Genomic DNA, 21,896 nt, shown 5'->3' with positions numbered 1-21,896 from the left:
CCCTACCTTCGACCCCATGACCTTGGTGATCGAGAACGGCTGGCCGCGCACCACGACGTGGGCCGGTGAGGAACTCCACATCGGCGGGGTGGGCGTGCGGGAGCTCGCCGCCGAGTTCGGCACCCCCGCCTACGTCCTCGACGAGGAGGACTTCCTGGCCCGCTGCGCCGAGTGGCGCCGGGCGCTGCCCGACGGGGAGGTGCACTACGGCGGCAAGGCCTTCCTCTGCCCCGAGGTGGTGCGCTGGCTCGACACGGCCGGGCTCTGCCTCGACGTGTGCACCGGAGGCGAGCTCGCGGTGGCCGTGGCCGGCGGCATGGACCCGGCACGGGTGGTCTTCCACGGCAACAACAAGTCCCCGGCCGAACTGCTCCGCGCCGTCTCCTGGCGGGTCGGCTGCGTGGTCGTCGACTCCTTCGCCGAGATCGGGCGCCTGGCCGCCGTCGCCGCCGAGGCGGGGGTACGGCAGAGCGTCATGATCCGCGTCACCCCCGGGGTCGAGGCGCACACCCACGAGTTCATCGCCACCGGCGGCGACGACTCCAAGTTCGGCTTCTCACTGCGCGCCGGGCTCGCGGCCGAGGCCGTCCGCCGGGTCCTGGCCGAGCCGTCGCTCGAACTGGCCGGGCTGCACTCCCACATCGGCTCGCAGATCACCGACCTGGCGGGGTTCACCCTGGCCTCGCGCCGGATGGCCGCCTTCCTGCGGACCATGGAGGACGAGAACGGCGTGACGATCCCCAAGCTCGACCTCGGGGGCGGCCTGGGCATCGTCCACCGGCCCGGCGACCCGCTCCCCCCGCGTCCCGCCGAGGTGATCGCCGCGGTGCGCGAGGCCGTACCGGCCCACGTGCGGCTGGCCGTCGAGCCCGGCCGCTCCATCGCCGGGCCGAGCGCCGTCGCGCTGTACGAGGTCGGCACGGTCAAGGAGATCCCCGGCGCCCGCACCTACGTCAGCGTGGACGGCGGGATGAGCGACAACCCCCGCCCCGCCATGTACGGCGCCGCCTACACCGCGGTCCTGGCCTCCCGCTCCTCCTCGGCCCCCGCCCGGGAGGTCGCCGTGGTCGGCAAGCACTGCGAGAGCGGGGACGTCCTGGTCCGCGACCTGCCGCTGCCCGCCGACGTCCGGCCGGGCGACCTGCTCGCCGTCCCCGCCTCCGGCGCCTACCAACGCTCGATGGCCAGCAACTACAACCACGTGACGCGCCCGCCCGTGGTCGCGGTCCGCGACGGGTCCGCCCGGGTGATCGTGCGCAGGGAGACCGAGGAGGACCTCCTGCGGCTGTACGTCTGAGCCTCCCGGCCCTCACCGTGCTCTGGGTGCCCGTTACCGGCCGAATCCGGCCAGATACGGCGTCGGCACCGTAGCGTGCAGAAGGATTTCCCTGAAAGACCGCTCACGGACAACCCAGCACGGACCCAAGGGAGGTCTGCCATGTTACGCAAGACCCATCTGGCCCTGATCGTGGCCCTCGGCGCCGGCGTCGTCTCCGTCGGCGCCGCGGCGGCGGCCGAATCGGCGTCAGGCCACTCCGGATACCAGGCGTACACCGTGATCAAGAACGCCGAGGGGGCGGCCGTCGGCACCCTCAGGATCGACCACGAACGCTACGGCAAGTCCAGGGTGACCGTGGCCGTCAAGGGCCTGACCCCCGGCTACCACGGTTTCCACATCCACACCGCCGGGATCTGCGACCCCAAGTCGACCGATCCGGCGACCGGCAGCCCCTTCTTCAGCGCGGGCGGCCACTTCAACCTCGGCACCGGCGGCCACGGCGACCACACGGGCGACCTGCCCGCCCTGCTGGTCGGCGCGGACGGCACCGGGAACGCGTCGGTGGTGACCGACCGCTTCCGGGTCGGCCAGCTCCTCGACAAGGACGGCAGCGCGGTCATCGTCCACGGCCTGCCCGACAACCTCGCCAACATCCCCTCCCGTTACGCCGACGCCAACGGCAAGACGGGGCCGGACGAGGCGACGCTCAAGACCGGTGACGCGGGCGGGCGGATCGGCTGCGGCGTGATCACCGGGCGCTGACCCGTTCCCCGGCCCGGTCCTCGCCGGGACCGGGCCTGGGAGGGGTCTCAGGCGATCAGGCCCCACGGTTCCGAGATCCGCGAGGCCAGGCGCGGCTTGGCGTCGGCCCACCACAGGACGGACCTGGCCAGGGTCGCCGCCGGGTCGGTCACCTGACGCGTCGGCTCGAACGGGTCGGCCATGCTGGTGTAGCTCTCGAACATGCCCAGCAGCCGCACCGCCTGGAGCTGGATGGGCGACAGGTGCTGCTCGGCGAAGGGCAGGAAGAAGCGGTGCCAGCGCCTGGGCGAGATGAACGGCGGCACGGCCACCGGCGGGATGCCCCGTTCCGCGCGCCAGCCGTTGAGCGTGCCGCAGGTGACGTCCAGGAGCGTCTGCAGGGTCATGCAGGCGCCGCCGCCCGCGATCGTCTCGACCCTGAGGCCCTCCGGCGGCGGCCCGGTGACGGCCTCCGCGATCACGTCGGCCACCAGGTCGACCGGCGCCACCTCCGCGTATCCCCCCGGTTCGCCGATCACGGCCGCGGCGAGCCCGGAGACCAGGGTCTGCAGCAGCGTGTACGGGCCGGAGAAGCGGGCTATCGACCCGTCGTCGTCCCGGCCGAGGATCAGCGGCGGCCGTACGATCGTGACCGGGCCCCGGTGGCGTTCCCGCACCAGTTCCTCGCACCTGGCCTTGGACCACTCGTAGCCGTTGCGGTAGCGCCCGAATCCCTCGTCCTTGGCGTAGGGGTCGTCGGAGCCGCCGACGTAGGCCGTCGAGACGTGCACCAGGTGGGTCTCCGGCGTGAGCAGGCCGAGCACCGCGTCGAGCGGCCGGACGTTGGAGTCGAGCGCCTCCTGCGCGTTCATCGTCCACCGGGTGGAGGCCGCGGCGTGCACGACGACGTCCCAGGGGCCCCGCAGTTCCTCGGGGGGCGGCCGGACCCCGATCTCCCAGCCGATCTCGCCCTCCCCCTGGGGGCGTCTGGCCACCCGGACCAGCTCGACGGGCGCGCTCCCGAGGGCACGGCACAGCTCGGTGCCGACCACCCCGGTCGATCCCGTCAGCAGCACCCGCCGCGTGCCGCCCACACGGTCGCTCATACGGCGGCCCGCAGCACCAGGGACACGTTGTGCCCGCCGAAGGCGAAGGAGTTGGACAGCGCGACCGGCGAGCCGATCCGCCTCGGCGCCCCCGCGACGAGGTCGATCCCGTCGGCGCACTCGCTCTTGCCGAAGTTGGCCACCGGCGGCACCAGCCCCGCCTGGGCCACACCGAGCGAGATCACCGCCTCCAGTGCCCCGGCCGCGCCGATCAGATGACCGACGACGCCCTTGGGGGCGGTCACCGGCGGGCAGCGGTCGCCGAAGCAGGTGGCCAGCGCGCGGGCCTCAGCCCGGTCGTTGAGGTAGGTGGAGGTGCCGTGCGCGTTGACGTGGCCCACGTCGGAGAAGGACAGCCCCGCGTCCCGTACGGCCATGGCCATGCAGGCGGCCGCGGCCTCGCCGTCCTCCCGGGGCGCGACGATGTGGTGGGCGTCGGAGGTGCTCCCGTAGCCGAGCACCTCCCCCAGTACGGCGGCGCCCCGCCGTCTGGCGTGCTCCCAGTCCTCAAGCACCAGGAACGCCGCGCCCTCCCCCATCACGAAGCCGTCGCGGTCGGCGTCGAAGGGGCGGCAGGCCGCCGCCGGGTCGTCGTTGCGGCCGGACAGCGCGCCGATCCGCGCGAAGGAGGCCATCACCATCGGGGTGACCGGGGCGTCGACACCCCCGGCGACCATGACGTCGCACTCACCGGAACGGATCTTGAGCATGGCCTCGCCGATGGCCGTCGCCCCGCTGGCGCAGGCGGTGGCGTAGGTCAGCGTGGTGCCCCTGGCCCCCAGCCGCATGCCGATCCTGGCGGCCGCGGAGTTCGACATGATCTGCGGCACGGTGAACGCCGGAATCCTGGCCGGGTCGTGCTCGCAGCGCCGCAGCACCTCCTCGGTCGCGCCCAGGCCCGCGACCCCGGTGCCGACCGCGACCCCGACCCGCTCGGGCGCGAGGTCCTCCAGCCCGGCCCCCTCGGCGGCGTCCGCCGCGGCGGCCAGGGCGAGCGTCGTGCCGCGGTCCATCTGGCGCCGCTGGCGGAGGGTGAGGTAGTGGTCGAGGTCGAACTCCGGGACGGTGCACGCGAACGTCACCGCGACCTCGTTCCTGACCAGCTCCTCGACCGTCGCCGCGGTCGGCCGGGCCTCGATCAGCCGCCCCAGAAGCGCCTCGACGGTGTTGCCCGCAGGGGACTTCACCCCGAGGCCGGTCACCGCGACCCGTCTGCGGCCGCTCATGCCGGGTGCGCCGAGATCCGCGCGGCCACCAGGTCGACGGCGTGACCGATGTTGCGCATGTCGAGGAGGTCCTCGATCTGCATCCGGACGCCGAGCGCCCGTTCGAGCCGTGCCCCGATCTCCATGAGTTCGAGGCTGTCCACGGCGTACTCCGCGCCCAGGTCCGTCTGCTCGCCGATCTCGGCCTGGTCGACCCCCAGGACCTCGGACACCTTCTCGATCATCAACTCGGATATTTCGGCTCGGTTCATCGTCGTTCTCTCATCAGGTGTGGTGCTTGGGGGCCAGGGACGGCGCGCACTCGTCCAGGTCGAGCGAGGCGGGCACGCCCAGCGCGCGCCTGCCGAGGAACTGCCGGGTCGCGACGGGGGTCGGCGGGTGGAAACGGACGGCCTGGGCGTCCCGCCACAGCCGCGCCAGCACGCCCCCTCTGGCGTAGGACGCCCCGCCGCACGCCTCGGCGATCGCCGAGACGAGGTCGGGCACCGTACGCACCGCCTGCTGCTTGACCGCGAGCGCGGCGGGCAGGAGCCGCTGCGGGTCGGCGCCGGCGTCCATCCCGGCGGCGACGGCCGCGCAGCCCGCCTCCAGGGTCAGCAGCGCCGCGTACGGGTCGCCGAGCGCCGCCTGGTAGCTCGGCAGCCGCGCCCTGGTGCTGCCCAGGTGCGCGATCCGCTGGGTGCCGAGCAGGTCGCGCCCGGCACCCAGGGCCGACTCGGCCAGCCCGAGGTAGACCGCGGTCGCGGTCAGCGAGAACCAGATGACGCCCGCCGCCAGGACGTCGTCGTCCTCGGCGCCCGCGGGGGCCTGGTAGAAGACCAGTTCGTCGGGGATCACACAGCGGTCGAGCACCAGGGTGTTGGAGGCGGAGCCGCGCATGCCCATCGCGTCCCAGTTCTCCACCACGCTCAGCCCGGGGGCGTTGGTCGGCAGCATCGCGACCAGGACCTGCGGGGCGGCGCCGTCCTGGCCCGGGGCGGCCACCTGGAGGCAGACCAGGTCCGCCTCCGCGGCCAGCGAGCACGGGTACTTCCTGCCGGTCACCTCCCAGCCGCCGGGCACCCGCTCGGCGGTCAGTGTGGACCTGGTCGCCGAGCCGCCCAGGTTGGGTTCGGCGAAGGCGGAGGCGACCAGCCGGTTCTGGGTCGCGATGGCCTCGATGAGCAGCCACGACACGTCGGTGTTGCGCCGCCAGTGCTCGACCGTCAGGCCGATGGTGAAGATGTGCATGTTCACCGCGACCGCGAGCGCCGGGTCGGCCCTGCCGAGCAGGCGCTGCGCGGCGCACGACTCCAGCAGGCTCGCGCCCTTGCCCTGGAAGTCCGTGGGGATCGCGAGGGCGGGCCAGCCGATCCTCCGCAGCAGGTCGAGGCTCGCCGGGTCGGGGCGGCCGCTCTCGTCGGCCGCCGCCGCGCCCGCCGCGATGCTCTCCAGGGCGTCTGCGGGCATGAGGGCGCCGACGTCCGGCCACAGCTCACCGGACGGGAGGCCGGTGCTCACCGTCGTGCTCACCCGCGTCCTCCCCATGCCGCCCCGGCCTCCTTCAGCGCGTCGTCGAGTACGGCCATCGCCCGTCCGACCTCGGCCGGGCCCGCCACCAGCGGCGGGAGCAGCCGAAGGGTCCGCGGCCTGCTCAGGCACGGGGAGACCAGCAGGCCGCGGCTGGCCAGTCCCATCTGGACCTCGCCCGCCAGCTCGGTCCCGGCGAAGTCGACGCCCCACAGCAGTCCTCTGCCGCGGACGTCGGCGACCAGCCCGGGATTGTCCTCACGCAGCGTCCGCAGGCCCTGTTCCATCAGCCGGGCCAGCTCGGCGCCGTTGTCCGCCGCGGCCTCGATCCCGGCCAGCGCGGCCGGGACCGCGGCCGTCGCCAGGGGGTGTCCGCCGAAGGTCGCGGTGTGCCGGAACGGGTCCTTCAGCAGCGGCTCGTAGAGGGCGTCGGAGCAGACCAGGGCGGAGACCGGCACGACGCCGCCGCCGAGCGGCTTGCCCAGCAGCACCGCGTCCACCTCGATCCCGGCCGCGAGCGCGACCGAGGGGTCGCCGCAGCGCCGCAGGCCGCACTGGATCTCGTCGGAGACCGTGAAGGCGCCCGCCCGCCTGGCGTCGGCGCTCCAGCGCCGCAGCACCTCGGTCTCCAGCGGGCGCACGCCGTTCTCCCCCTGGACGGGTTCGAAGACGACCGCCGCGACGTCGGTCTCGGCCGTCACCCGCGCCACCGCCTCCGGGTCGTCGGGGGCGACGTGCAGCACACCGTCGAGCAGCCCGGTCAGGCCGTCGCGGAAACGGTCGTGGTGGGTCAGGCCGAGCGCGCCGAGCGACTTGCCGTGGTAGCCGCCCTCGACCGCGACGACGACGCGCCTGCCGGTCGCCAGGCGGGCGAGCTTCACCGCGGCCTCGACGGCGTCGGCGCCGTTGATGCCGAAGTAGACCCGGTTCAGGCCGCCGCCGAGATACTCGCTGACCCGTTCGGCCGCCAGGGCGGAGACCGGGCTGGCCAGGCTCCTGGTGGAGGTCGGCATGACGTCGAGCTGGCGCCGTACGGCGTCCACGACGGCCGGGTTGCGGTGGCCCAGGAGGGTCACCGCGTAGGAGCCGAAGTCCAGGACCGAGCGGCCGTCCGACAGGAGCACCTCGCAGCCCGAGGCGCTCTCCTCGACCGCGCCCTGGCCGGCGAACTTGCCGCTCAGTGCGATCCCCGGGGACATGTGCCGCTGAATCCTGCGGAAGGTGACCCGTGCGATGTCGGGAGCCGCGGCCCCCGGCGGGGCGGACGGTTCCAGCACGTGGCGATCCAACGTTTCCCTTTCCTTACCTTCTGCGTGCCCGGTGAGAACACGGACCCGCGTTGTGCCGTGCGGTCAGGCGCGGTCAGGCGACGGGGCTGACGTCGCTGTTGCGGGTGCTCAGCCGGGTCAGGATGGCCCTGGAGTTCTCCTCAAGGGCGCGGGCCGCGACCGGGTTGAGCATGTCCGCCATGAGCGGGATGCCGATGTCGAACTCGACGTGCAGCTCGATCGTCGTCCGTCCGGCGCCGTCGTCGGTGACCTGCCAGTAGCCGTCGAAGTAGGCCAGGTCCCCCTCGATCTGCTCGAACTCGATCCTGCGGCGCTCGTGGTCCACGTTGTCCCGTTCGACCCACTCCAGTTCGGAGCCCTTCAGCAGCACCGCCCATCGGCTGGTCCTGCCCGTCTCCGACTGGTCGAGGATCGTCACGTCGACCACCTCGTCCATGTAGGTGGGGTAGTCCTCGCAGTCGAGCAGCACCTCCCAGATCCGCTGGGCGGGCTCGGCGCTCGTGTGCGTCGTCGTCACGGTGGGCACTGTCGTCTCTTCTCTCTTCGGCGGGCGGGTTCGGGGGCGTCAGGACCAGGCCGCGGGGAACGCGGTGGGCAGTCCTGAGGCCTCGTTGAGGGGCAGCAGCGTCCTGGTGAGCCTGAGCGCGGGGAACAGGCCGGAGGGCCCGCGGATCGAGGCGGGGGGCGTGGTGAAGCCGAGGTCGCGCTCCAGTTCGGCGACGTAGTCGCCCACCCTGGCCGCGGCCTCGCGGGCGGCGGGGACGTCGGCGGCCAGCGCCACGGCGCGGGCCGCCGACAGGCCGCGCTCGATCTCCTCCTCGTCGAGTCCCGCGTACGGGTCGGCCAGCACGTCGTGCTCGTCGGGCGGCAGCCCCTCCCGCAGCAGGGACCGTACGGCCAGCGCGCGCACGACGGTGTCCCTGGCGACGAACCTCGCCACCTGCAGGAGCCCCTCGTCGAGGGTGCCGAGCAGGTCCTCGTAGCTGGCGTGGACCTCGAAGAGCAGCTCGAAGACGCCGAAGCACTCGTGGGCGGCCCATCTGCGCGGGTCCCGCACCGGGGTCAGGCCCGTCTCGCGGCTCTCGTCGTTCACGTCGTGCTCCAGTCGATCGACAGCCACAGCAGGTCCTCCCGTGCCAGCTCGCGGTGCGTCCGCGTCATCTCCGTGCTCGCGCCGGTCCAGCTCCAGCCGGGTTCGCCGAGGGGGGCGAGCTCCCGCTCCGGCCCCTCGGCCCCGCGCAGCGCCCACCGGTGGACGAGGGCGCGCCCGCCGTGGGTGTGCCAGGTCTTCAGCCCCGCGGCGGGGGTCAGGCACACCGCCGGGTCGTCCGGCAGGTCGAGCCTGGCCGCCAGCCCGTCGAAGAGCTCCCCGGTCCGGCGCAGGTAGTCGTGGGCGTCCCCGGTTCCGGCGGGCAGGTCGAGGAAGCGCCCGTACAGCGCGGCCAGCTCGGTGTCGCCGAGCCGGTCGAGTTTGGCTCCGACCCACTTCTGCCCGAAGCACAGCTCGCCCCTGGCGGTGGCCAGCGCGTCGAGCGCGGCGACCCCGGCCCTGCCGAGCCGTTCGGCCGCGGCCAGCGGCCTGGTCTCGCGCAGCAGTTCGCAGGCCAGCCGGTAGCGCACCGCCTCCGTCCGCCACCAGCGGACCGTCGCGTCGGCGACGGGCTTGCGCCGCTCGCGCTGCCAGTCGAGCCAGTCCTGGTCTCCCCGCAGCGGCAGGCCGAGGATCAGCCGGTTGAGCTGGGCGAGCTTCCTGCGGTAGTCCCGCCAGGCGGAGCGGTCCGCCTTCGCCGTTTCGCCGGGGGCGCTCAGGGCGTCGGCCGCGCGCCGGATCGAGTCGGCCCTGATGTAGTTGACGTCGACGGCGACGCCGAGGCTGAAGGAGGTGATGGGCAGGCCCGTCACCTTCGTGCTCTCGACGACGACGTGGACGTCGACGTCGCTCATCGGGGTGCCGAACCCGTGCACCACCGAGCCGGCCGCCGACATCAGCAGGGGCTCGCCGAAGCTGGTGTCCACCTCCGCGACGAGGTCGCCGGTCGTCCTGCCGTGCGCGGCCAGACGCGCGCCGAGATATCGCGCCATGTCGTCAGGCGATGTCAAGGGGTCTCCTTCTAGTACAGGTCGTATTTCTGGCGCCGGTAGTCGAAGGCCGTCGCGGCGACGGCCCCCAGGACCACGGCGCAGCAGCCCAGGACGCCGATCGACTGCAGGACCGGACCCCACTCCCCCCGCCCCGAGGTCGCCTCGTCCAAAGCGCGCAGGGCCCAGTGGTGCGGGGTCAGCACACCGACGGCCCTGGACAGGGCGGGCAGGTTCCCGTCGGGCACGATCGCGCCGCCGACGCTGCCCGCGGTGATCAGGAAGATGTAGAACAGGCTCTCGAAGGTCGAGGTGTCGGCGGTGACGAGATAGAGCACCACCCCCATGGCGCAGCTGACGCCGAGCAGCGTGACCGCGATCGCGAGCAGCTGCCACACCGAGCCGTGGACGGGCGTGCCGTAGAAGACGACGGCGATGGCGGTGAACAGGCTCAGCTGCGTCAGGCCGATCCCCGCGATGGGCAGGATCTTGCCGAGCAGGAAGGCGCCCCTGGGGGGCCGGTGGAGCGCCTGCCGCACCCAGGTGTTGCTGCCGAACTCGCGAAACAGCGCCAGGCCCGTGTAGTGCGTGGTGGTGAAGCTGAACATGACCGCGATGCCGAGCATGGCGCGCCCGTGGCTGCCCTCCCCCGCCACGGCGGAGCCGAGGGTCAGGGCCAGGGTGGCGGGCACCGCGAACATGAAGACCAGCGGGGTGCGCATCCGCCACAGCACGAGCAGCTCGGTCGTGGCGTAGCCCGCGGCGACCGACCAGAACCCGGCCCTGTCCTTGGTAGAGCCCTCAGTCGTTCTCACCGACGCTCCCGCGTAGTTCGGGGTCCAGGGAGATGATCTCCCGCAGGTTCCTGCTGGTCAGCCGTACGGACTCGACGGCGGAGGCGGCGTGGCCCTCCCGCGCCCAGCGGGCGAGGGTCTCGGCGGCCTGCCCGACCGTCCCGGGGGCCGGGGCGCGCAGCGTCAGCGGGCCGTCCTCGCCGCCGACCCGCATGAGCAGCTCGCTGTGGTAGCCGCCGAGCAGGTCCCGCAGCGGGCCGACGCCGACGACGGTGCCGCCGGAGACGACCGCGACGTGGGTGCAGGTCTCCTCGATGTCCTCGGGGTAGTGCGAGGTGACGATCATCGCGTCGCCGTCCTGGCGCCACCGGGCCATCAGGGCGACCAGCCTGGTCCTGGTCTCGAAGTCGAGCGCGCTGGTCGGCTCGTCGAGGAAGCGGAGCCTTGGGGCGTGGACGAAGCTCGCCGCGATGTGGGACAGCCGCTCCCACCCTCCCGAAAGGCGGTGCACCGGGGTCCGCGCGACCTTCGCCAGGCCGAAGTCCTCGATCGCCCGTTCCGTCGCGGAGGCGACCCGCCCGCGCGGCAGGACGAGCCTGGCGGCGTGGGTGAGGTTCTCGGCGACGGTGAGCTTCTTGTAGAGGGAGATGCGCTGGCCGGCGACGCCGACGTGCCGCCGGGTGTCCCCGCCCGTCCCCTCCTGGCCGAGGACGACCTCTCCGGCGCGCCTGCCGGGCACGATGTCGAGGATCGCGTTGATGAGGGTGCTCTTGCCCGCGCCGTTGCGGCCGAGGACGCCCAGCACCTGGCCCCCGCGCAGCCGCAGCGTGACGCCGGTGAGGACCGGCGGGGAGTCGCCGTAGGCGAAGGACAGGTCCGTGACGGCCAGCAGGTGGTCCCCGGTGGCCTGGTCCGCGGGGGTCCCGCCCTCGCGGGTGAGGCCGCTCATGACAGCCGCGCCGCGACGACGCCGGCCACCCGGTGGGCGTTCGCCATGGCGGTCAGGGACGAGTTGGTCGCGCCCGAGGTCGGCATGAAGCTGGAGTCGGCCACGAACAGCCCCCTGGCCTCGAAGCACTCGCAGTCGCGGTCCAGTACGGCCTGCGCGGCGTCGTCGCCGAAGACCGCGCCGCCGTGGTGGTGCGCGGAGACCAGGTCCTCGCCGGAGGGGACGGGGTGCACCCGGGTCTCGACGGCGCCGAGGGCACGCCCGATCCTGGGGAGGATGGCGGTGACGCGTTCCTGCAGGAGCAGGTCGGCCGGGTGGGGGGTGTAGGTCACCGTCGGCACCCTGGCGCCGAAGGCGTTCCTGCGGGCGCTGAGTGAGACGAACTTGCCCGCCGAGGGCAGTGACTCGCCCTTGAAGCTCACCTTGACCACGTAGTGCCCGCGTTCCGCCCGCAGGAAGCGGGCCAGTTCCGGGCCGCGCATCCGCAGGTTGCGGACGTGCCTGGCCGGTGACTCGGCGATGTAGGCGTCGTAGAGGGCGAACTTGCCGCCCTTGCGCAGCGGGCCCGTCTCCCCGAGGTCGTAGAAGTCCTTGATCACGACGTTTCCGTAGAGTCCCGCCAGGCGGTCGGCCAGGTCCCGCTCGCGCGGTTCCGCGGTCACCAGGTAGGCGGTGCGTTCCAGGGTGAAGGTGAAGCGCCTGCCGAGCAGGCCGTTGCGGTCGGGCAGGTCCGAGCTGAGCAGGATGCGGTTGGTCTCCAGGGCGCCCGGGGCGAGCACCACGGTGCCGCACCTGATCCGCCGGGTCCGCAGGTCTCCGGCGTCGTCGCGCTGGAGGTACTCCACGCCCTGGACGGCTCCCCCGTCGACCAGGACGCGGGAGACGTAGCAGCCGCCGAGCAGGCGCACCCTGGGGTCCTCGCGCAGCGTGCCGTACAGGTCGACGTACCAGTTGGGGCGGGCCAGCATCGGCCGGCCGCGTTCGGCGGGGCGCCCGGTGACGGGCGAGACCGGGCAGGTGTCCCAGGCGCGCCCGCCCAGGCAGCTCTGCCCGACGTAGGCGTTCAGGCCGTCACGGCCGAGCCGGTCGACCATCAGCCGTTCGAGGTGACTCGGCCCCGGCCTCTCCAGGTACGGCCCGCCGTCGAAGTCCCGGTAGGCGGCCTCGGTGTGGCCGTAGGCGCAGCCGAAGGGCCGCAGCCTCCCCTGGATGTGGGCGTAGGCCCGGTCGAGTTCGGCGAAGTCGATGGGCCAGTCGCGCACCTCGGGGCCGAGGGCGCCGCCGTACGCCGAACGCATCCGCAGGTCACTGGGGCGGAAGCGGGACAGCTGGCCGTACCAGAGCCAGGAGCCGCCGCCGGCGAGCCGGGAGGCCCACCACTTGCGCAACCGCGCCGGGCCCGCGCCGGGGGTCCGCAGGAGCACGTGGTCCTCCCGGGGGTCGACGGTGAGCGGGCGGTCGAGGATCAGGCTTCGCTCGCCGGGGAAGGCGTGGCCCTCCGGCTCCCAGAAGGCGCCCCGGTCGAGGACGGCGACGTCGCCGGCGCCGGAGGCGCCGAGCAGCCGTTCGAGGACGGGGGCGCCGGTGAGCCCGAAACCGACGACGACCGCGTCAGCCGAGCTCGTCCATCGGGTGCTCATAGCCAACCTCCCTCCGCCAGCGCGGGGATGAGAACAGCACGTCGTTGACGCAGGCGCACACCGACTCGGCCGACGCGCGGGCCCGCTCGTCGGGGCCGTCGAGGACGCGCCTGAGGTCCTCCCAGCCGCGCACGCCCGCCCCGGCCAGGTCCGCCGAGCCGAGCCCGCGCTCCCGCGCCGCCGTGAGCACCTGCCCGGCGAGCGGCTCCAGGGACGCCTCAGGCAGGCCGTAGGCGTCCAGTACGGCCGCCACGACGTCCGCTAGAGCGTCGTCGCTCGCCATTTCTTCTCCTGTTCGGTGGGCTCGTCGGCCAGGGAGCCGTGCGCGCGCAGCCACGCCAGCGTCTCGCGCAGGCCGTCGGCGAGCGGGGTGGCCGCCCCCGCTCCCGTCCGGTCGAGACGGGTGGTGTCGAGCGTCAGCTCCAGGTCGCGGAAGGGGAAGTAGGCCCGTGCCGGGACCTCCTCGTCGTGGACGTGCACCGCCCTGTGCCCGGTCCCGGCGGTCTCCGCGAGCAGGCCGAGATAGTCGGTGAAGGAGCACCTCCCCGGCCCGCCGACGTTGTAGACGCCGGGGGGAGGCGTCCCTGCGCACGCCGCGGCCACGGTCTCCGCCAGGTCGCGGACGTGGCAGAACTGGATCCCGGTACGCCCGTCGCCCGGCACGAAGATCGGCTGCCCGGTGAGCATCCTGGCCCACAGGAAGCTCTCCCTCGGCTCGGTGTTGCGCGGGCCGTACACGTAGGGCGGCCGCAGGACCGTCAGGCCGGGCAGGCCGGACAGCAGCCGCTCGCACTCCGCCTTGTCCTCGCCGTAGCCGCCCCAGGCGGGGTCGCCGTCCGCCGGGTCGTCCTCGTGGAAGGGCGGGCCCGCGTGCCCGCGCCGGTAGACCGCGGCCGAGCTGACGTAGACGTACCGGACGGCCCCGGCCACGGCGGGCGTGTCCAGGACGTTGCGCACGTGGACCGGTTCTGTGCCCGAGACGTCCACGACCACGTCGTAGCTCCCGCGCAGGACGGCGCGCGTCGAGGCCGCGTCCCGCCGGTCGGCGACGACCTGGACGATCCTGGGGTCCCACAGCGGCCGTGTCCCCCGGTTGAGCACGGTCACCTCGCAGGAGGGCAGCAGCGCCTCGACCACCGCCCGCCCGACGAACCGGGTGCCGCCGAGCACCAGTGCCCTGGTCATGGGCCCGGAACGGTGACGGGTACGGCGGCGAGCCTGCGCCAGGCGTCCTGGAGCAGGTGGTCGATCCGTTCGGCTCCCTCAAGACGCAGGATCGGCACCCTGGAACCGACGCCCGTCAGGAACGCCTCGGCCCGCGCCCTGAGGTCGGCGGCCAGGTGCTCGCCGATCCCGGACCACCAGTCCTCCTCCGGGTTGTCCGGGGTGTAGACGTTGGGCCGCATGAGGGAGGCGATCTCCCCGGGGTCCGTGACCTCGCGCAGCAGGGGGTCGCGTCCCCTGGCGACGTCCGGCAGCACGATCATGCCGAGCGGCGCGCTCAGCTCGAAGTCGGCGCCGGTGATCGAACGCAGGCTGGTCAGCGGGACGGTCACCTTGGAGTCGCTCTCGCCGCGCCACAGGCGCTCCTCGTCGACCCCCCGGTAGTCCTCGGGGATGAAGGTGTCCCAGCTTCCCGGATACTTCTGCAGCGTGCCCGCCAGGACCCGCAGGCGGGTGGGGACGCCGAAGACCCGCAGCCGCCCGGTGGCCGGGTCCTCGGCCAGGTGGACCTTGTCGACCGACAGCGGCCTGGCGCCGGTCCTGACGATCGCGTCGAGGAAGCAGGTCGTCTTGCCCGAGCGCTTCGGCCCGGAGAACAGGACGGCCCTGCCGTCGACGACGACGGCCGAGGCGTGGACCTGCAGCTGCCCGCGAACCTCCAGGGTGCGCTGGATGACGTGCAGGATCAGCAGCGCCAGGTCCTTGTGGACGGTCGGCGCGGCCGGGTAGGCGCCGCCGACGACGAACGTCAGGCGGGTGTAGCCCGCGTCGGCCAGCAGCCAGGTGGGGGTCTTCACCGTGCGCAGCAGCACGGCCTCCCCCGCCCGCCAGTGCTCGACGGGGAGCCTGCCCTTCTCCGTGCTGCAGTAGGAGATCATCGCGGGCGCCGGGGCGGCCAGCCGGGCGGCGGCCTCCTCAAGGCGCCCCACCAGGGCGTCGTCCGCGACGAACGTCATCTCGACGTCGGGACGTCCCCCCGCGGGCGGGCCCGTGTGCGAGCCGAGGTAGGCGTGCAGGGCCTCGAACAGGGCCTGGTCACCGCAGCGCACGTCCAGTTCGAGGCCCGCGACGTTCCAGGCCGCGGCGACCTCGCACCGGGCCTTGGCCGCGGCGTCCTCGACGTCGCCGAGCAGTTCCTCGGCGCCGGTCAGAGCACTCACTTGTCTCACTCTCCGAACTCGGGACGGTCGGTGGTCACGCGGGGGCCCGACGGGCGGCGCAGCACGGTGTGGGGTGTGGAGAAGCCGTTGAACTGCGAGGAGTAGGCGGTGGTGTACGCGCCCGCGGAGCCGACGAACAGCAGGTCGCCCTCGGCCAGGTCCTCGGGCAGCTCGACGCCGGTCGCGAAGGTGTCCTGGCTGTCGCAGGTGGGCCCGGTGACGTTGTACCTGCGCGGCGGGCCGCTCTCCCGCTCTCCGGAGATCGGGTAGACCAGCGCGCCCGCGGTCTCCAGGACCTCCATCATCCCGTTGAAGACGCCCAGGTCGGTGTGGGCCCACCAGGTCCCGCCCCTGCGGACGACCTGCAGGACCCGGCAGACCATGACCCCGGCCTCGGCGACCAGCGCGCGTCCCGGCTCGGCGACGACCTCGACGGGGTACGGCAGCGCATTGAGAAGACCGGTTATGTGCCGTCCGAATTCCCCGATGCCGGGGACCGGCTTGTCATAGCGCGCCGGAAATCCGCCGCCGATGTCGAGCATGGCGATTCTCACGCCTTTTTCGGCGAGCCGTTCCATGATTTCGGCCGCGTCGCGCAGCGGGGCGTCCCAGGCGTGCGGATCCGTCATCTGGGAACCGACGTGAAAGGCGATTCCATGGGGTTTCAACCCCATTTTTCCGGCGCCGAGGAGAAGGTCGCAGACATCGTCCTTCGAGACGCCGAATTTCCCCTCGCTCGGCACGACGCTGGCCGCCTGGCCGGTGCCGAGCCTGGCGTAGACGTGCGCTCCCGGCGCCGCCTGCGACAGTTTCGCCATTTCGTGCGGCGAATCGACGCAGAAACGCCACACTCCGGCGTCGTGACAGCGGGAGATGTGCTCGCGGGGCCGTACGGGATTGCTGTAGAGCACCTCGGCCGGGTCGACGCCCACGCTCGTGAGCAGTTCGAGTTCGGGGTGGGAGGCGATCTCGAAGCCGCAGCCGAGCCCCCGCAGGTGCCGCAGCAGCGCCGGGTCGGGGTTGCACTTGACCGCGTAGTGGACGCCGACCGAGGGGAAGGCCGCGCGGAAGCCGGTGAAGGCGGCGGTGACGAGGTCCTCGTCGAGGATCAGGCAGGGGGTGGCCAGGCCGGCGTCGCCGGAGACGGGCACGGCGGGTGTCAGGTGCGCGGGGATCGTCACGGGCCCTCTCCCAGGATCTCTCCGAGGAGGGCGCGCGCGGCCTCCAGGTTCTCCAGGTGCCGCCGCGGGGAGCGGCCTCTGACCAGGACCTGGAAGTTGTAGGTCCGCAGGTGCCACAGCAGGCGCAGGATCGCGATCTGCCGGGTGAAGACGGCCCGGTCCCTTCCGGATCGTTCCAGGTAGCGCGACAGGACGGTCTCCTCCTGCGCGGCCGTCAGCCAGTCGGCGCGCATCTGGTTGAAGTCCGCCGCCGCGACCCGGAACCGCGCCGCCTCCCAGTCGAGCGTCCACAGCTCCCCCGACCGGTCGACCAGCCAGTTGCCCCGGTGCACGTCGCCGTGGCACAGGCAGGGCCGTTCGTCCTCGAAGCAGGCCATCGCGCCGGTGAGCAGGTCGGCCGCGCCGGTGAGCTCGCCCGCGTGGGCGGGCAGCAGCTCGCACTCGCGCCGCAGCAGGCCGAGCAGGTAGGCGGGCACCGCCGTACGGCTGAGCGGCCCGCCGACGTCGCCGAGACCGTCGGCGGGGATCGCGTGCACGTCGAGGAGCCGGTCGGCCAGCGCGGTCAGCACCTCGGGGTCGTCCCAGTCGGGGGTGTGACCGTCGACGAACTCGAAGACGGCGAACCGGTCGTCACCCTGTTCGTCCGGGACGACCTGCAGGATCTCGGGCACCCTGATCCGGCCGGGCAGCAGGGGGCCGACGAGGCGCTCCCCGGCGAAGGTCTGGCCGTAGCAGGGGTCGTCCAGGACCCGGTGCCTGACGAACACCGCTCTTCCGCCGAGGGTCGCGGCGTAGGTGTCGTTCAGCGGCCCCTTGGTGATGGGCCGCCCGGCCGCGCAGAGCCGCCGCAGGTCGTGATGCGTCCACTCACCCACGGGCGAACTCCTCGGGCGAGAGCAGCCGGGGGAGCTTGTCGACCGACTTCACCCAGTAGTGGCTCTCCCTGATGGGGTTCGCCGCGGGGCCGGGCAGGCCGTGGCCGCCGTCGAGGGCGAGCCTGCAGTACAGGTCGGGCATGTTGACGCCGAGCGTGGCCAGGAAGTAGATCGAGGAGTAGAACCTGGCGGGCTGTACCTCGGTGGGCAGCGCCGTGCCGTCGTGGCCGTAGGTGAAGTCGACGCCGATGATGCCGTGCGGCCGGGCGCAGACCGCCCGCACGCACCGCAGCGCCAGCTCGTGCAGTTCCTCGTCCCAGAAGGTGCGCTGCGCCCCGGTGATGCCGGTGACGCCGGAGACCGACAGCGTCGCGTACTTCCAGGAGACCCGTTCCCTGAGCTGGGAGCAGACCAGCTCACCGTCGTTCCAGAGCCCGCTGAGCGTGGCGGTCCGCTTGGACAGGTGCTCGGCCGCGGTGAAGTGGCCCCAGCCGGAGTGCTCGTCGAGCCAGGCCGTGGCCAGCGGCATCGACCCGGTCGCGATGGAGCCCGCTCCCCCGCTGCCGCTGCGGCGGCGCAGCCACACCTTGGGGTGGCGCGCCATGATCTCCTCCAGGTCGGCCGGTGAGTCGACCAGGACGGTGTCGGGAACGGGCAGCTCCGCCTGCCTGAGGGCCTGCCAGGTGGCCCACTTGTCCTCCATCCTGTGGTGGTCGTCCCGGTCGGGAAGGAGGGTGGGCGCGACGAGGTCGTCTCGGGACTCGGCGACGGCGAGCAGTTCGGGGCTGGTGTCGGCGGCGTAGATCAGGTCGGCCGACTCCCGCCCGGCGATGTCGTTGACCTGTTTCACCAGGTCGGCGGGGTCGTTCCAGGAGACGAGGTAGCGGGCGTCCGCCTCACTGGCGTGGAAGTCCTCAAGGGTGGTGTCGACACCGACGGTCCGGTATCCCCCGGCCAGGGCGAGCGAGCGGGAGAAGTTCAGTCCCGTGCCGTCGCCGGAGCCGACGATGAGGACGGTACGGAGGTCAGAGGACGGGGACATGGGGGAGTCCAAAGGTCGCCGGGTGACTGCGGATCTTGTCACGCAGGTCGGCGGGGGCCTCACCCTCGGTGCGCACCCAGGGGTAGAGGGGCTCGGTCAGCTCGGGGTTGACGAAGTACATCAGGGACATGCGCCGGTCGAGGCCGAGGTTGCGCACCTGGTGGTCCAGCGCGCCGACCTTTCCCCCGGTGAGCTCGGCGAAGACCGATCCCGGCATCAGGACGACCTCGTCGGGGGCCATCTCGACCGGCAGGCACTCCCCGTCCGGCCAGATCTCAAGGCCGGGGGCGGTGGTGTGGATGACGGTGACCAGGTGGCCGTCCTCGTGCCGGTCCTGGAGCAGGTCGCGCTCCCCGTCCGCGTGGGTGTAGTTGTTGACCTGCAGGTAGGAGGCCGCCTCGAAGGAGGGCGCCTGCGCGTCCCCGATGATTCCCGCGACGTGGCCGACGACGTCGGAGACGAGCGCGGACAGGTGGTTCCGCCAGGCCAGGAGCGCGTCCGTCAGGGAGGTCAGCTCCGCGGAGTTCGGCACGAGGTCGAGCCGGTCCGACCACAGCGTGAAGCAGTCGTTCAGGTCCGGCCGGTCCGCGGTGATCGAGTACTCCATGCCGAGCGGGCGGTAGCCGAAGTTGCAGTCGGCGCTTGAGTAGCGCGCCTTGGTCGCGTCGGGCAGGGAGAAGAAGCGCCGGCACTCGTCCAGGGCGGTGGCCAGGAGAGCGGCCTCCTTCGCGCCCAGTGTTATGCGCGCATAGCCGACCCCGAGTAGTTCTCGAGCGTAGTCAAGGGTCTTGTGTGGCATTTCGAGGATGTCCCCCGTCGTACGAAGGTTTGGCGGTGGCAAATGCCAGGCAGAGCGCGATCGCGCGGCCGTCGGTCACTGGTCTCCCGACCAGCGCCGCGAGCGAGTGTATAGGAGGTGATCAAAGCAAATAAATGGTGAATTTTCAGATTAAAGTCACCCAAAGTTGCGACTTCGCTACGCACCTAAATGACCGCAGACCAACTCGGATGTGCCGTACGCGAGGGGAACTCATGTTTTTGGGTTACGGACGCAACCGGAGAACTCTCCAGATAACGCTCTCTCAATTCCGGACACGATACGACCGAGACGTTCCGGTCGGTCCGGAACTGCGCCCCCACCCCTCACGGCATCCCGTACCGCCACCCGGACCGCCGGTTTCGGACAGGACTTTAATAATTTATTCGCGTCACTAATGAGAACGGTCCAAGGGAGGGAACAAAGCGTTTTCCCCATGGTCAACGGGCTTCCGGCATGGCACACTGATCGCGCGCCGGGCCCCTTGAGGGCGAACCGAGGGCGAACCGAGGGCGGACCGGCCGACGGCGTGCCCGCGCGCATCCACGCGTGTCCCGGGCCGTCCATGTCACGGACCTCCCACCGGCCCGGCGATCTCCCCGGCGGTGTGGAGCGTTCCGGACCTCCCCCGCGACCCGCGAAGGAACCGACCGTGGACCACAGCTTCTCCCCCGCGTCCGGGGACATCCCGGGGCAGGCGCCGGTGATCGCCGTCTTCGACCTGGACGGCACCCTGGTCAGGGGCGAGTGCGGCGAGTGGTTCCTGCGCTGGCTGATGCGGCGGCGGCCGTGGCGGCTCGCACTCCTGCTTCCCGCCCTCCCGGTGATCGCCACGCTGCGGGCGCTGCCCAACGTCAGGACGCGCAGGGCCGCCCTGTCGGGGCTCTGCTGGTTCGCCACCGTCGGCAGCGACGACGCGGAACTCGACCGGCTGGCCGGCGTCTTCGCGACGGGGCACGCGGGAGCGGGTTCGGCCAACCCGATGCGCGCGGGACTGGACCGGCTGCGTGAACACCTCTCCCGGGGCGACCGGGTCGTGATCGCCAGCGGCTCGGGGACGCGCGTCGTCAGGGCGGTCTGCGCCGAGCTCGGGCTGGACGGCGTGGAGATCGTCGCCACCCGGGAGAGGCGGAGGCTCGGCGGGCTCGTGGTCGGCGAGCGCTGCCTCGGTGAGGGAAAGGTGCTCATGCTGCGGGCGGCGGGGATACCGGTGCCCTTCGGCTACGCCTACTCCGACAGCGCGGCCGACCTGCCGCTGCTGCTCGCCGCCCGGCGCCGGTTCGCGATCAGCCCGTCGGCCCCCCATCTGAGGCGCATCATGGCCGGGACCGACGGCGACTGCGCGGTCCTGCCGTGGCGGACGGAGCCGTCAGGCCGGTGACCGCCCTCCACGGGGAGGGTCTCAGATCCCGTACTCGACGGTGAGCACCGCGCGGGCCAGGGCGTGGTGGTTGATCGTGCCGGAGAAGATCGCGGCCGTCTGGTCGGGGGTGACCTCGGCGCTCCGCACGCCGAGGGCGTGGACGGCGAAGACGTAGCGGTGCGGTGGCCCGGGAGGCGGGGCGGCCCCGCCGAAGTCGAAGGTGCCGTAGTCGTTTCGTCCGTGGATCGCGCCGCCCGGCAGACCCTTCATGTCACCGCTGCCCGCTCCGCGCGGCAGCTCGGTCACCTCCGCCGGGATGTCGACCAGCAGCCAGTGCCACCAGCCGCTGCAGGTGGGCGCGTCGGGGTCGAAGCAGGTGACCGCGTAGCTCAGCGTCCCCTCGGGGGCGCCGGACCAGCGCAGGTGCGGGGAGAGGTTGCCGGACTCGTAGACGTGCGCGTCGGGCAGGACCCCGCCGTCCACGAGGTCGTCGCTGACGACGTCGAACGCCGGAACCCGGCGTAGATGGGCATAGGGCAGCGGCGCACGCTCGGCCATCGTTCTTCCGTTTCTCCTCGGGAAGCGCCGGCCTCCCGCCGGACGTCATCCGGCAGTGGATTGTTTCTCCGCCCGGAACCTTTGTCAAGGGTTGACAATTGTATGGGACCTGAGGGCATACTCCGCTTTTGGAGCATCAATGGCAAAGCGGGGTTGCCAGTCGGCACCCGGCGTCACGCGACGATCCTGCGCCCGGCCGACCAGACGATTCACAAACCCGCATCCGACAGCGCGGAGTTTCCATGAGCAATCCATTCGAGGATGGAAACGGCATTTCCTCCCCCCGGCCCTCGGCGCGGTTCCGCGCTCTTCCCGGCCCTGTCCTCAGAAATTCCGCGCGTCGCAGGTGCCGTACGGCCTCGCCGCCCTCCTGAGCGACTCCCCGGTCTTCTCCTTCCGGCCCCACGCCGCTCGTATAGGGCGGCCGTACGCCCGGTTACCAGGGGTGACCGTCCGGGCGGACACGGGACGGACTTCTCTGACTTTCCTCTCGCGGGCGAATCCGAATTCAAACGCGAGCTTACCGGGGGCGGTGTGGTTCATGCCCTCCCGGCGTTCCACCGATGTCCTTCCGGCGTTCTCCCGGCGTCGGCGCCAAGGACCACACCAGAGTACGGAGTTTCCATGAGCAATCCATTCGAGGACGAAGACGGGCGCTACCTCGTCCTGGTCAACGGTGAGGGCCAGCACTCCCTGTGGCCTTTTTCCCAGGAAATTCCCAGGGGATGGGAGGTGGCGCTCGGGGAAAGCAGCCGCCGGGACTGTCTTGAATTCGTCGAGGCGAACTGGACCGACATGCGGCCCCGCGGCCTCTCGGCGTCGCGGGAAGGTCTCCCGGTCTTATGAGAAGAGCTCCCGCTCCCGGTCGTGCCCGGCGTGTTCCGTCCCGTCGGCGGCCGGGCGGCTCCCTGGTCGCCGTGTCATGAACCAGGAGGCCCGATGAACCCGCTTTCCCGCCGTGAGAGTCTCGCCCGGTTGTTCGAGGCGCGGGTCGCGGCGGACCCCGGCGCCGAAGCCGTGGTCTGCGGCACCACCCGCCTGACCGCCGCGGAGCTCAACGCCCG

23 protein-coding genes are annotated in these 21,896 nt (G+C 72.3%); 4 read left to right on the top strand and 19 right to left on the bottom strand.

Translation table 11 applies throughout. The annotated features are described in order from the left end of the window. Positions 1–16: 16 nt before the first annotated feature. Positions 17–1,297, top strand: coding sequence for a diaminopimelate decarboxylase (gene lysA, locus ABZ463_RS36925; protein ID WP_362783848.1), 1,281 nt, complete (start codon positions 17–19; stop codon positions 1,295–1,297). Positions 1,298–1,438: 141 nt separating this feature from the next. Continuing rightward, positions 1,439–2,041, top strand: coding sequence for a superoxide dismutase family protein (locus ABZ463_RS36920; protein WP_352013264.1), 603 nt, complete (start codon positions 1,439–1,441; stop codon positions 2,039–2,041). A gap of 47 nt (positions 2,042–2,088) precedes the next feature. Here the strand turns inward: ABZ463_RS36920 and ABZ463_RS36915 are convergent, their stop codons facing one another. From ABZ463_RS36915 to ABZ463_RS36830, 18 genes are all read right to left on the bottom strand, one after another. Continuing rightward, positions 2,089–3,126 carry an SDR family oxidoreductase gene (locus ABZ463_RS36915; protein ID WP_362783844.1) on the bottom strand — a complete coding sequence of 346 codons (1,038 nt, stop codon included), beginning with the start codon at positions 3,124–3,126 and terminating at the stop codon, positions 2,089–2,091. Continuing rightward, complete coding sequence (locus ABZ463_RS36910; protein ID WP_362783841.1) at positions 3,123–4,352, bottom strand: beta-ketoacyl-[acyl-carrier-protein] synthase family protein; 1,230 nt, start codon at positions 4,350–4,352, stop codon at positions 3,123–3,125. The genes ABZ463_RS36915 and ABZ463_RS36910 overlap by 4 nt, the downstream gene beginning before the upstream one ends. Continuing rightward, positions 4,349–4,576: an acyl carrier protein gene (locus tag ABZ463_RS36905; RefSeq protein ID WP_362783838.1), complete on the bottom strand. Its 228-nt coding sequence runs from the start codon at positions 4,574–4,576 to the stop codon at positions 4,349–4,351. The genes ABZ463_RS36910 and ABZ463_RS36905 overlap by 4 nt, the downstream gene beginning before the upstream one ends. Before the next feature lie 40 nt (positions 4,577–4,616). Further along, positions 4,617–5,864 carry an acyl-CoA dehydrogenase family protein gene (locus tag ABZ463_RS36900; RefSeq protein WP_362783835.1) on the bottom strand — a complete coding sequence of 416 codons (1,248 nt, stop codon included), beginning with the start codon at positions 5,862–5,864 and terminating at the stop codon, positions 4,617–4,619. Further along, complete coding sequence (locus tag ABZ463_RS36895; protein WP_362783833.1) at positions 5,861–7,138, bottom strand: aspartate aminotransferase family protein; 1,278 nt, start codon at positions 7,136–7,138, stop codon at positions 5,861–5,863. The genes ABZ463_RS36900 and ABZ463_RS36895 overlap by 4 nt, the downstream gene beginning before the upstream one ends. Positions 7,139–7,223: 85 nt before the next feature. Beyond that, positions 7,224–7,667, bottom strand: coding sequence for an SRPBCC family protein (locus tag ABZ463_RS36890; RefSeq protein ID WP_352013258.1), 444 nt, complete (start codon positions 7,665–7,667; stop codon positions 7,224–7,226). Between the two features lie 48 nt (positions 7,668–7,715). Continuing rightward, entirely contained in the window at positions 7,716–8,270 is a 555-nt protein-coding gene (locus tag ABZ463_RS36885) for a hypothetical protein (protein ID WP_352013257.1), read from the bottom strand. Beyond that, complete coding sequence (locus ABZ463_RS36880; protein WP_362783829.1) at positions 8,240–9,250, bottom strand: hypothetical protein; 1,011 nt, start codon at positions 9,248–9,250, stop codon at positions 8,240–8,242. The genes ABZ463_RS36885 and ABZ463_RS36880 overlap by 31 nt, the downstream gene beginning before the upstream one ends. Positions 9,251–9,261: 11 nt before the next feature. Continuing rightward, positions 9,262–10,044, bottom strand: coding sequence for an ABC transporter permease (locus ABZ463_RS36875; RefSeq protein ID WP_352013255.1), 783 nt, complete (start codon positions 10,042–10,044; stop codon positions 9,262–9,264). Next, positions 10,031–10,972, bottom strand: coding sequence for an ABC transporter ATP-binding protein (locus ABZ463_RS36870; RefSeq protein ID WP_362783825.1), 942 nt, complete (start codon positions 10,970–10,972; stop codon positions 10,031–10,033). Before ABZ463_RS36870 ends, ABZ463_RS36875 begins: the two co-directional genes overlap by 14 nt. Further along, positions 10,969–12,612 (bottom strand): GMC oxidoreductase, encoded by a 1,644-nt coding sequence (locus tag ABZ463_RS36865; protein WP_362783822.1) that lies wholly within the window; start codon positions 12,610–12,612, stop codon positions 10,969–10,971. Before ABZ463_RS36865 ends, ABZ463_RS36870 begins: the two co-directional genes overlap by 4 nt. Beyond that, positions 12,584–12,895 carry a hypothetical protein gene (locus ABZ463_RS36860; RefSeq protein ID WP_352013252.1) on the bottom strand — a complete coding sequence of 104 codons (312 nt, stop codon included), beginning with the start codon at positions 12,893–12,895 and terminating at the stop codon, positions 12,584–12,586. Before ABZ463_RS36860 ends, ABZ463_RS36865 begins: the two co-directional genes overlap by 29 nt. Beyond that, complete coding sequence (locus tag ABZ463_RS36855; RefSeq protein ID WP_362783819.1) at positions 12,874–13,797, bottom strand: NAD-dependent epimerase/dehydratase family protein; 924 nt, start codon at positions 13,795–13,797, stop codon at positions 12,874–12,876. Before ABZ463_RS36855 ends, ABZ463_RS36860 begins: the two co-directional genes overlap by 22 nt. Then, the gene (locus ABZ463_RS36850; protein WP_362783816.1) at positions 13,794–14,996 is read right to left on the bottom strand and encodes a hypothetical protein; all 1,203 of its coding nucleotides are present in this window, start codon (positions 14,994–14,996) and stop codon (positions 13,794–13,796) included. The genes ABZ463_RS36855 and ABZ463_RS36850 overlap by 4 nt, the downstream gene beginning before the upstream one ends. 5 nt (positions 14,997–15,001) lie before the next feature. Continuing rightward, a complete protein-coding gene (locus ABZ463_RS36845) occupies positions 15,002–16,177 on the bottom strand; it encodes a type III PLP-dependent enzyme (RefSeq protein WP_362783813.1) in 1,176 nt (391 codons plus the stop codon). Continuing rightward, entirely contained in the window at positions 16,174–17,052 is an 879-nt protein-coding gene (locus ABZ463_RS36840; protein WP_362783810.1) for a phosphotransferase, read from the bottom strand. The genes ABZ463_RS36845 and ABZ463_RS36840 overlap by 4 nt, the downstream gene beginning before the upstream one ends. Then, positions 17,045–18,094, bottom strand: coding sequence for a hypothetical protein (locus ABZ463_RS36835; RefSeq protein WP_352013247.1), 1,050 nt, complete (start codon positions 18,092–18,094; stop codon positions 17,045–17,047). Before ABZ463_RS36835 ends, ABZ463_RS36840 begins: the two co-directional genes overlap by 8 nt. Next, positions 18,078–18,893 (bottom strand): 2OG-Fe(II) oxygenase family protein, encoded by an 816-nt coding sequence (locus tag ABZ463_RS36830; protein WP_352013246.1) that lies wholly within the window; start codon positions 18,891–18,893, stop codon positions 18,078–18,080. The genes ABZ463_RS36835 and ABZ463_RS36830 overlap by 17 nt, the downstream gene beginning before the upstream one ends. A gap of 670 nt (positions 18,894–19,563) precedes the next feature. On the opposite strand from ABZ463_RS36830, the gene ABZ463_RS36825 reads away from it, so the two are divergent. Further along, complete coding sequence (locus ABZ463_RS36825) at positions 19,564–20,292, top strand: HAD-IB family phosphatase (RefSeq protein ID WP_362783806.1); 729 nt, start codon at positions 19,564–19,566, stop codon at positions 20,290–20,292. A gap of 21 nt (positions 20,293–20,313) precedes the next feature. Here the strand turns inward: ABZ463_RS36825 and ABZ463_RS36820 are convergent, their stop codons facing one another. After that, on the bottom strand, positions 20,314–20,832 hold the full coding sequence (locus ABZ463_RS36820) for a YbhB/YbcL family Raf kinase inhibitor-like protein (protein WP_362783803.1): 519 nt from the start codon (positions 20,830–20,832) through the stop codon (positions 20,314–20,316). 624 nt (positions 20,833–21,456) lie between these two features. On the opposite strand from ABZ463_RS36820, the gene ABZ463_RS36815 reads away from it, so the two are divergent. After that, positions 21,457–21,678: an MbtH family protein gene (locus tag ABZ463_RS36815; protein ID WP_352013243.1), complete on the top strand. Its 222-nt coding sequence runs from the start codon at positions 21,457–21,459 to the stop codon at positions 21,676–21,678. Positions 21,679–21,896 lie beyond the last annotated feature (218 nt).

It is taken from the genome of Streptosporangium sp. NPDC020145, assembly GCF_040631275.1.
Classification (GTDB): Bacteria; Actinomycetota; Actinomycetes; order Streptosporangiales; family Streptosporangiaceae; genus Streptosporangium.
Note: the sequence above shows the minus strand (reverse complement) of the source record. Positions and strands in the feature narration are given on the sequence as shown.

Excerpts from the sequence above, each read along its gene's own strand:
- ABZ463_RS36910 (WP_362783841.1), bottom strand. The coding sequence starts at position 4,352 with ATGAGCGGCCGCAGACGGGTCGCGGTGACCGGCCTCGGGGTGAAGTCC.
- ABZ463_RS36865 (WP_362783822.1), bottom strand. The coding sequence starts at position 12,612 with ATGAGCACCCGATGGACGAGCTCGGCTGACGCGGTCGTCGTCGGTTTC.
- ABZ463_RS36835 (WP_352013247.1), bottom strand. The coding sequence starts at position 18,094 with ATGTCCCCGTCCTCTGACCTCCGTACCGTCCTCATCGTCGGCTCCGGC.
- ABZ463_RS36855 (WP_362783819.1), bottom strand. The coding sequence starts at position 13,797 with ATGACCAGGGCACTGGTGCTCGGCGGCACCCGGTTCGTCGGGCGGGCG.
- ABZ463_RS36815 (WP_352013243.1), top strand. The coding sequence starts at position 21,457 with ATGAGCAATCCATTCGAGGACGAAGACGGGCGCTACCTCGTCCTGGTC.
- ABZ463_RS36905 (WP_362783838.1), bottom strand. The coding sequence starts at position 4,576 with ATGATCGAGAAGGTGTCCGAGGTCCTGGGGGTCGACCAGGCCGAGATC.
- ABZ463_RS36860 (WP_352013252.1), bottom strand. The coding sequence starts at position 12,895 with ATGGCGAGCGACGACGCTCTAGCGGACGTCGTGGCGGCCGTACTGGAC.
- ABZ463_RS36870 (WP_362783825.1), bottom strand. The coding sequence starts at position 10,972 with ATGAGCGGCCTCACCCGCGAGGGCGGGACCCCCGCGGACCAGGCCACC.
- ABZ463_RS36820 (WP_362783803.1), bottom strand. The coding sequence starts at position 20,832 with ATGGCCGAGCGTGCGCCGCTGCCCTATGCCCATCTACGCCGGGTTCCG.
- ABZ463_RS36830 (WP_352013246.1), bottom strand. The coding sequence starts at position 18,893 with ATGCCACACAAGACCCTTGACTACGCTCGAGAACTACTCGGGGTCGGC.
- ABZ463_RS36920 (WP_352013264.1), top strand. The coding sequence starts at position 1,439 with ATGTTACGCAAGACCCATCTGGCCCTGATCGTGGCCCTCGGCGCCGGC.
- lysA (WP_362783848.1), top strand. The coding sequence starts at position 17 with ATGACCTTGGTGATCGAGAACGGCTGGCCGCGCACCACGACGTGGGCC.
- ABZ463_RS36915 (WP_362783844.1), bottom strand. The coding sequence starts at position 3,126 with ATGAGCGACCGTGTGGGCGGCACGCGGCGGGTGCTGCTGACGGGATCG.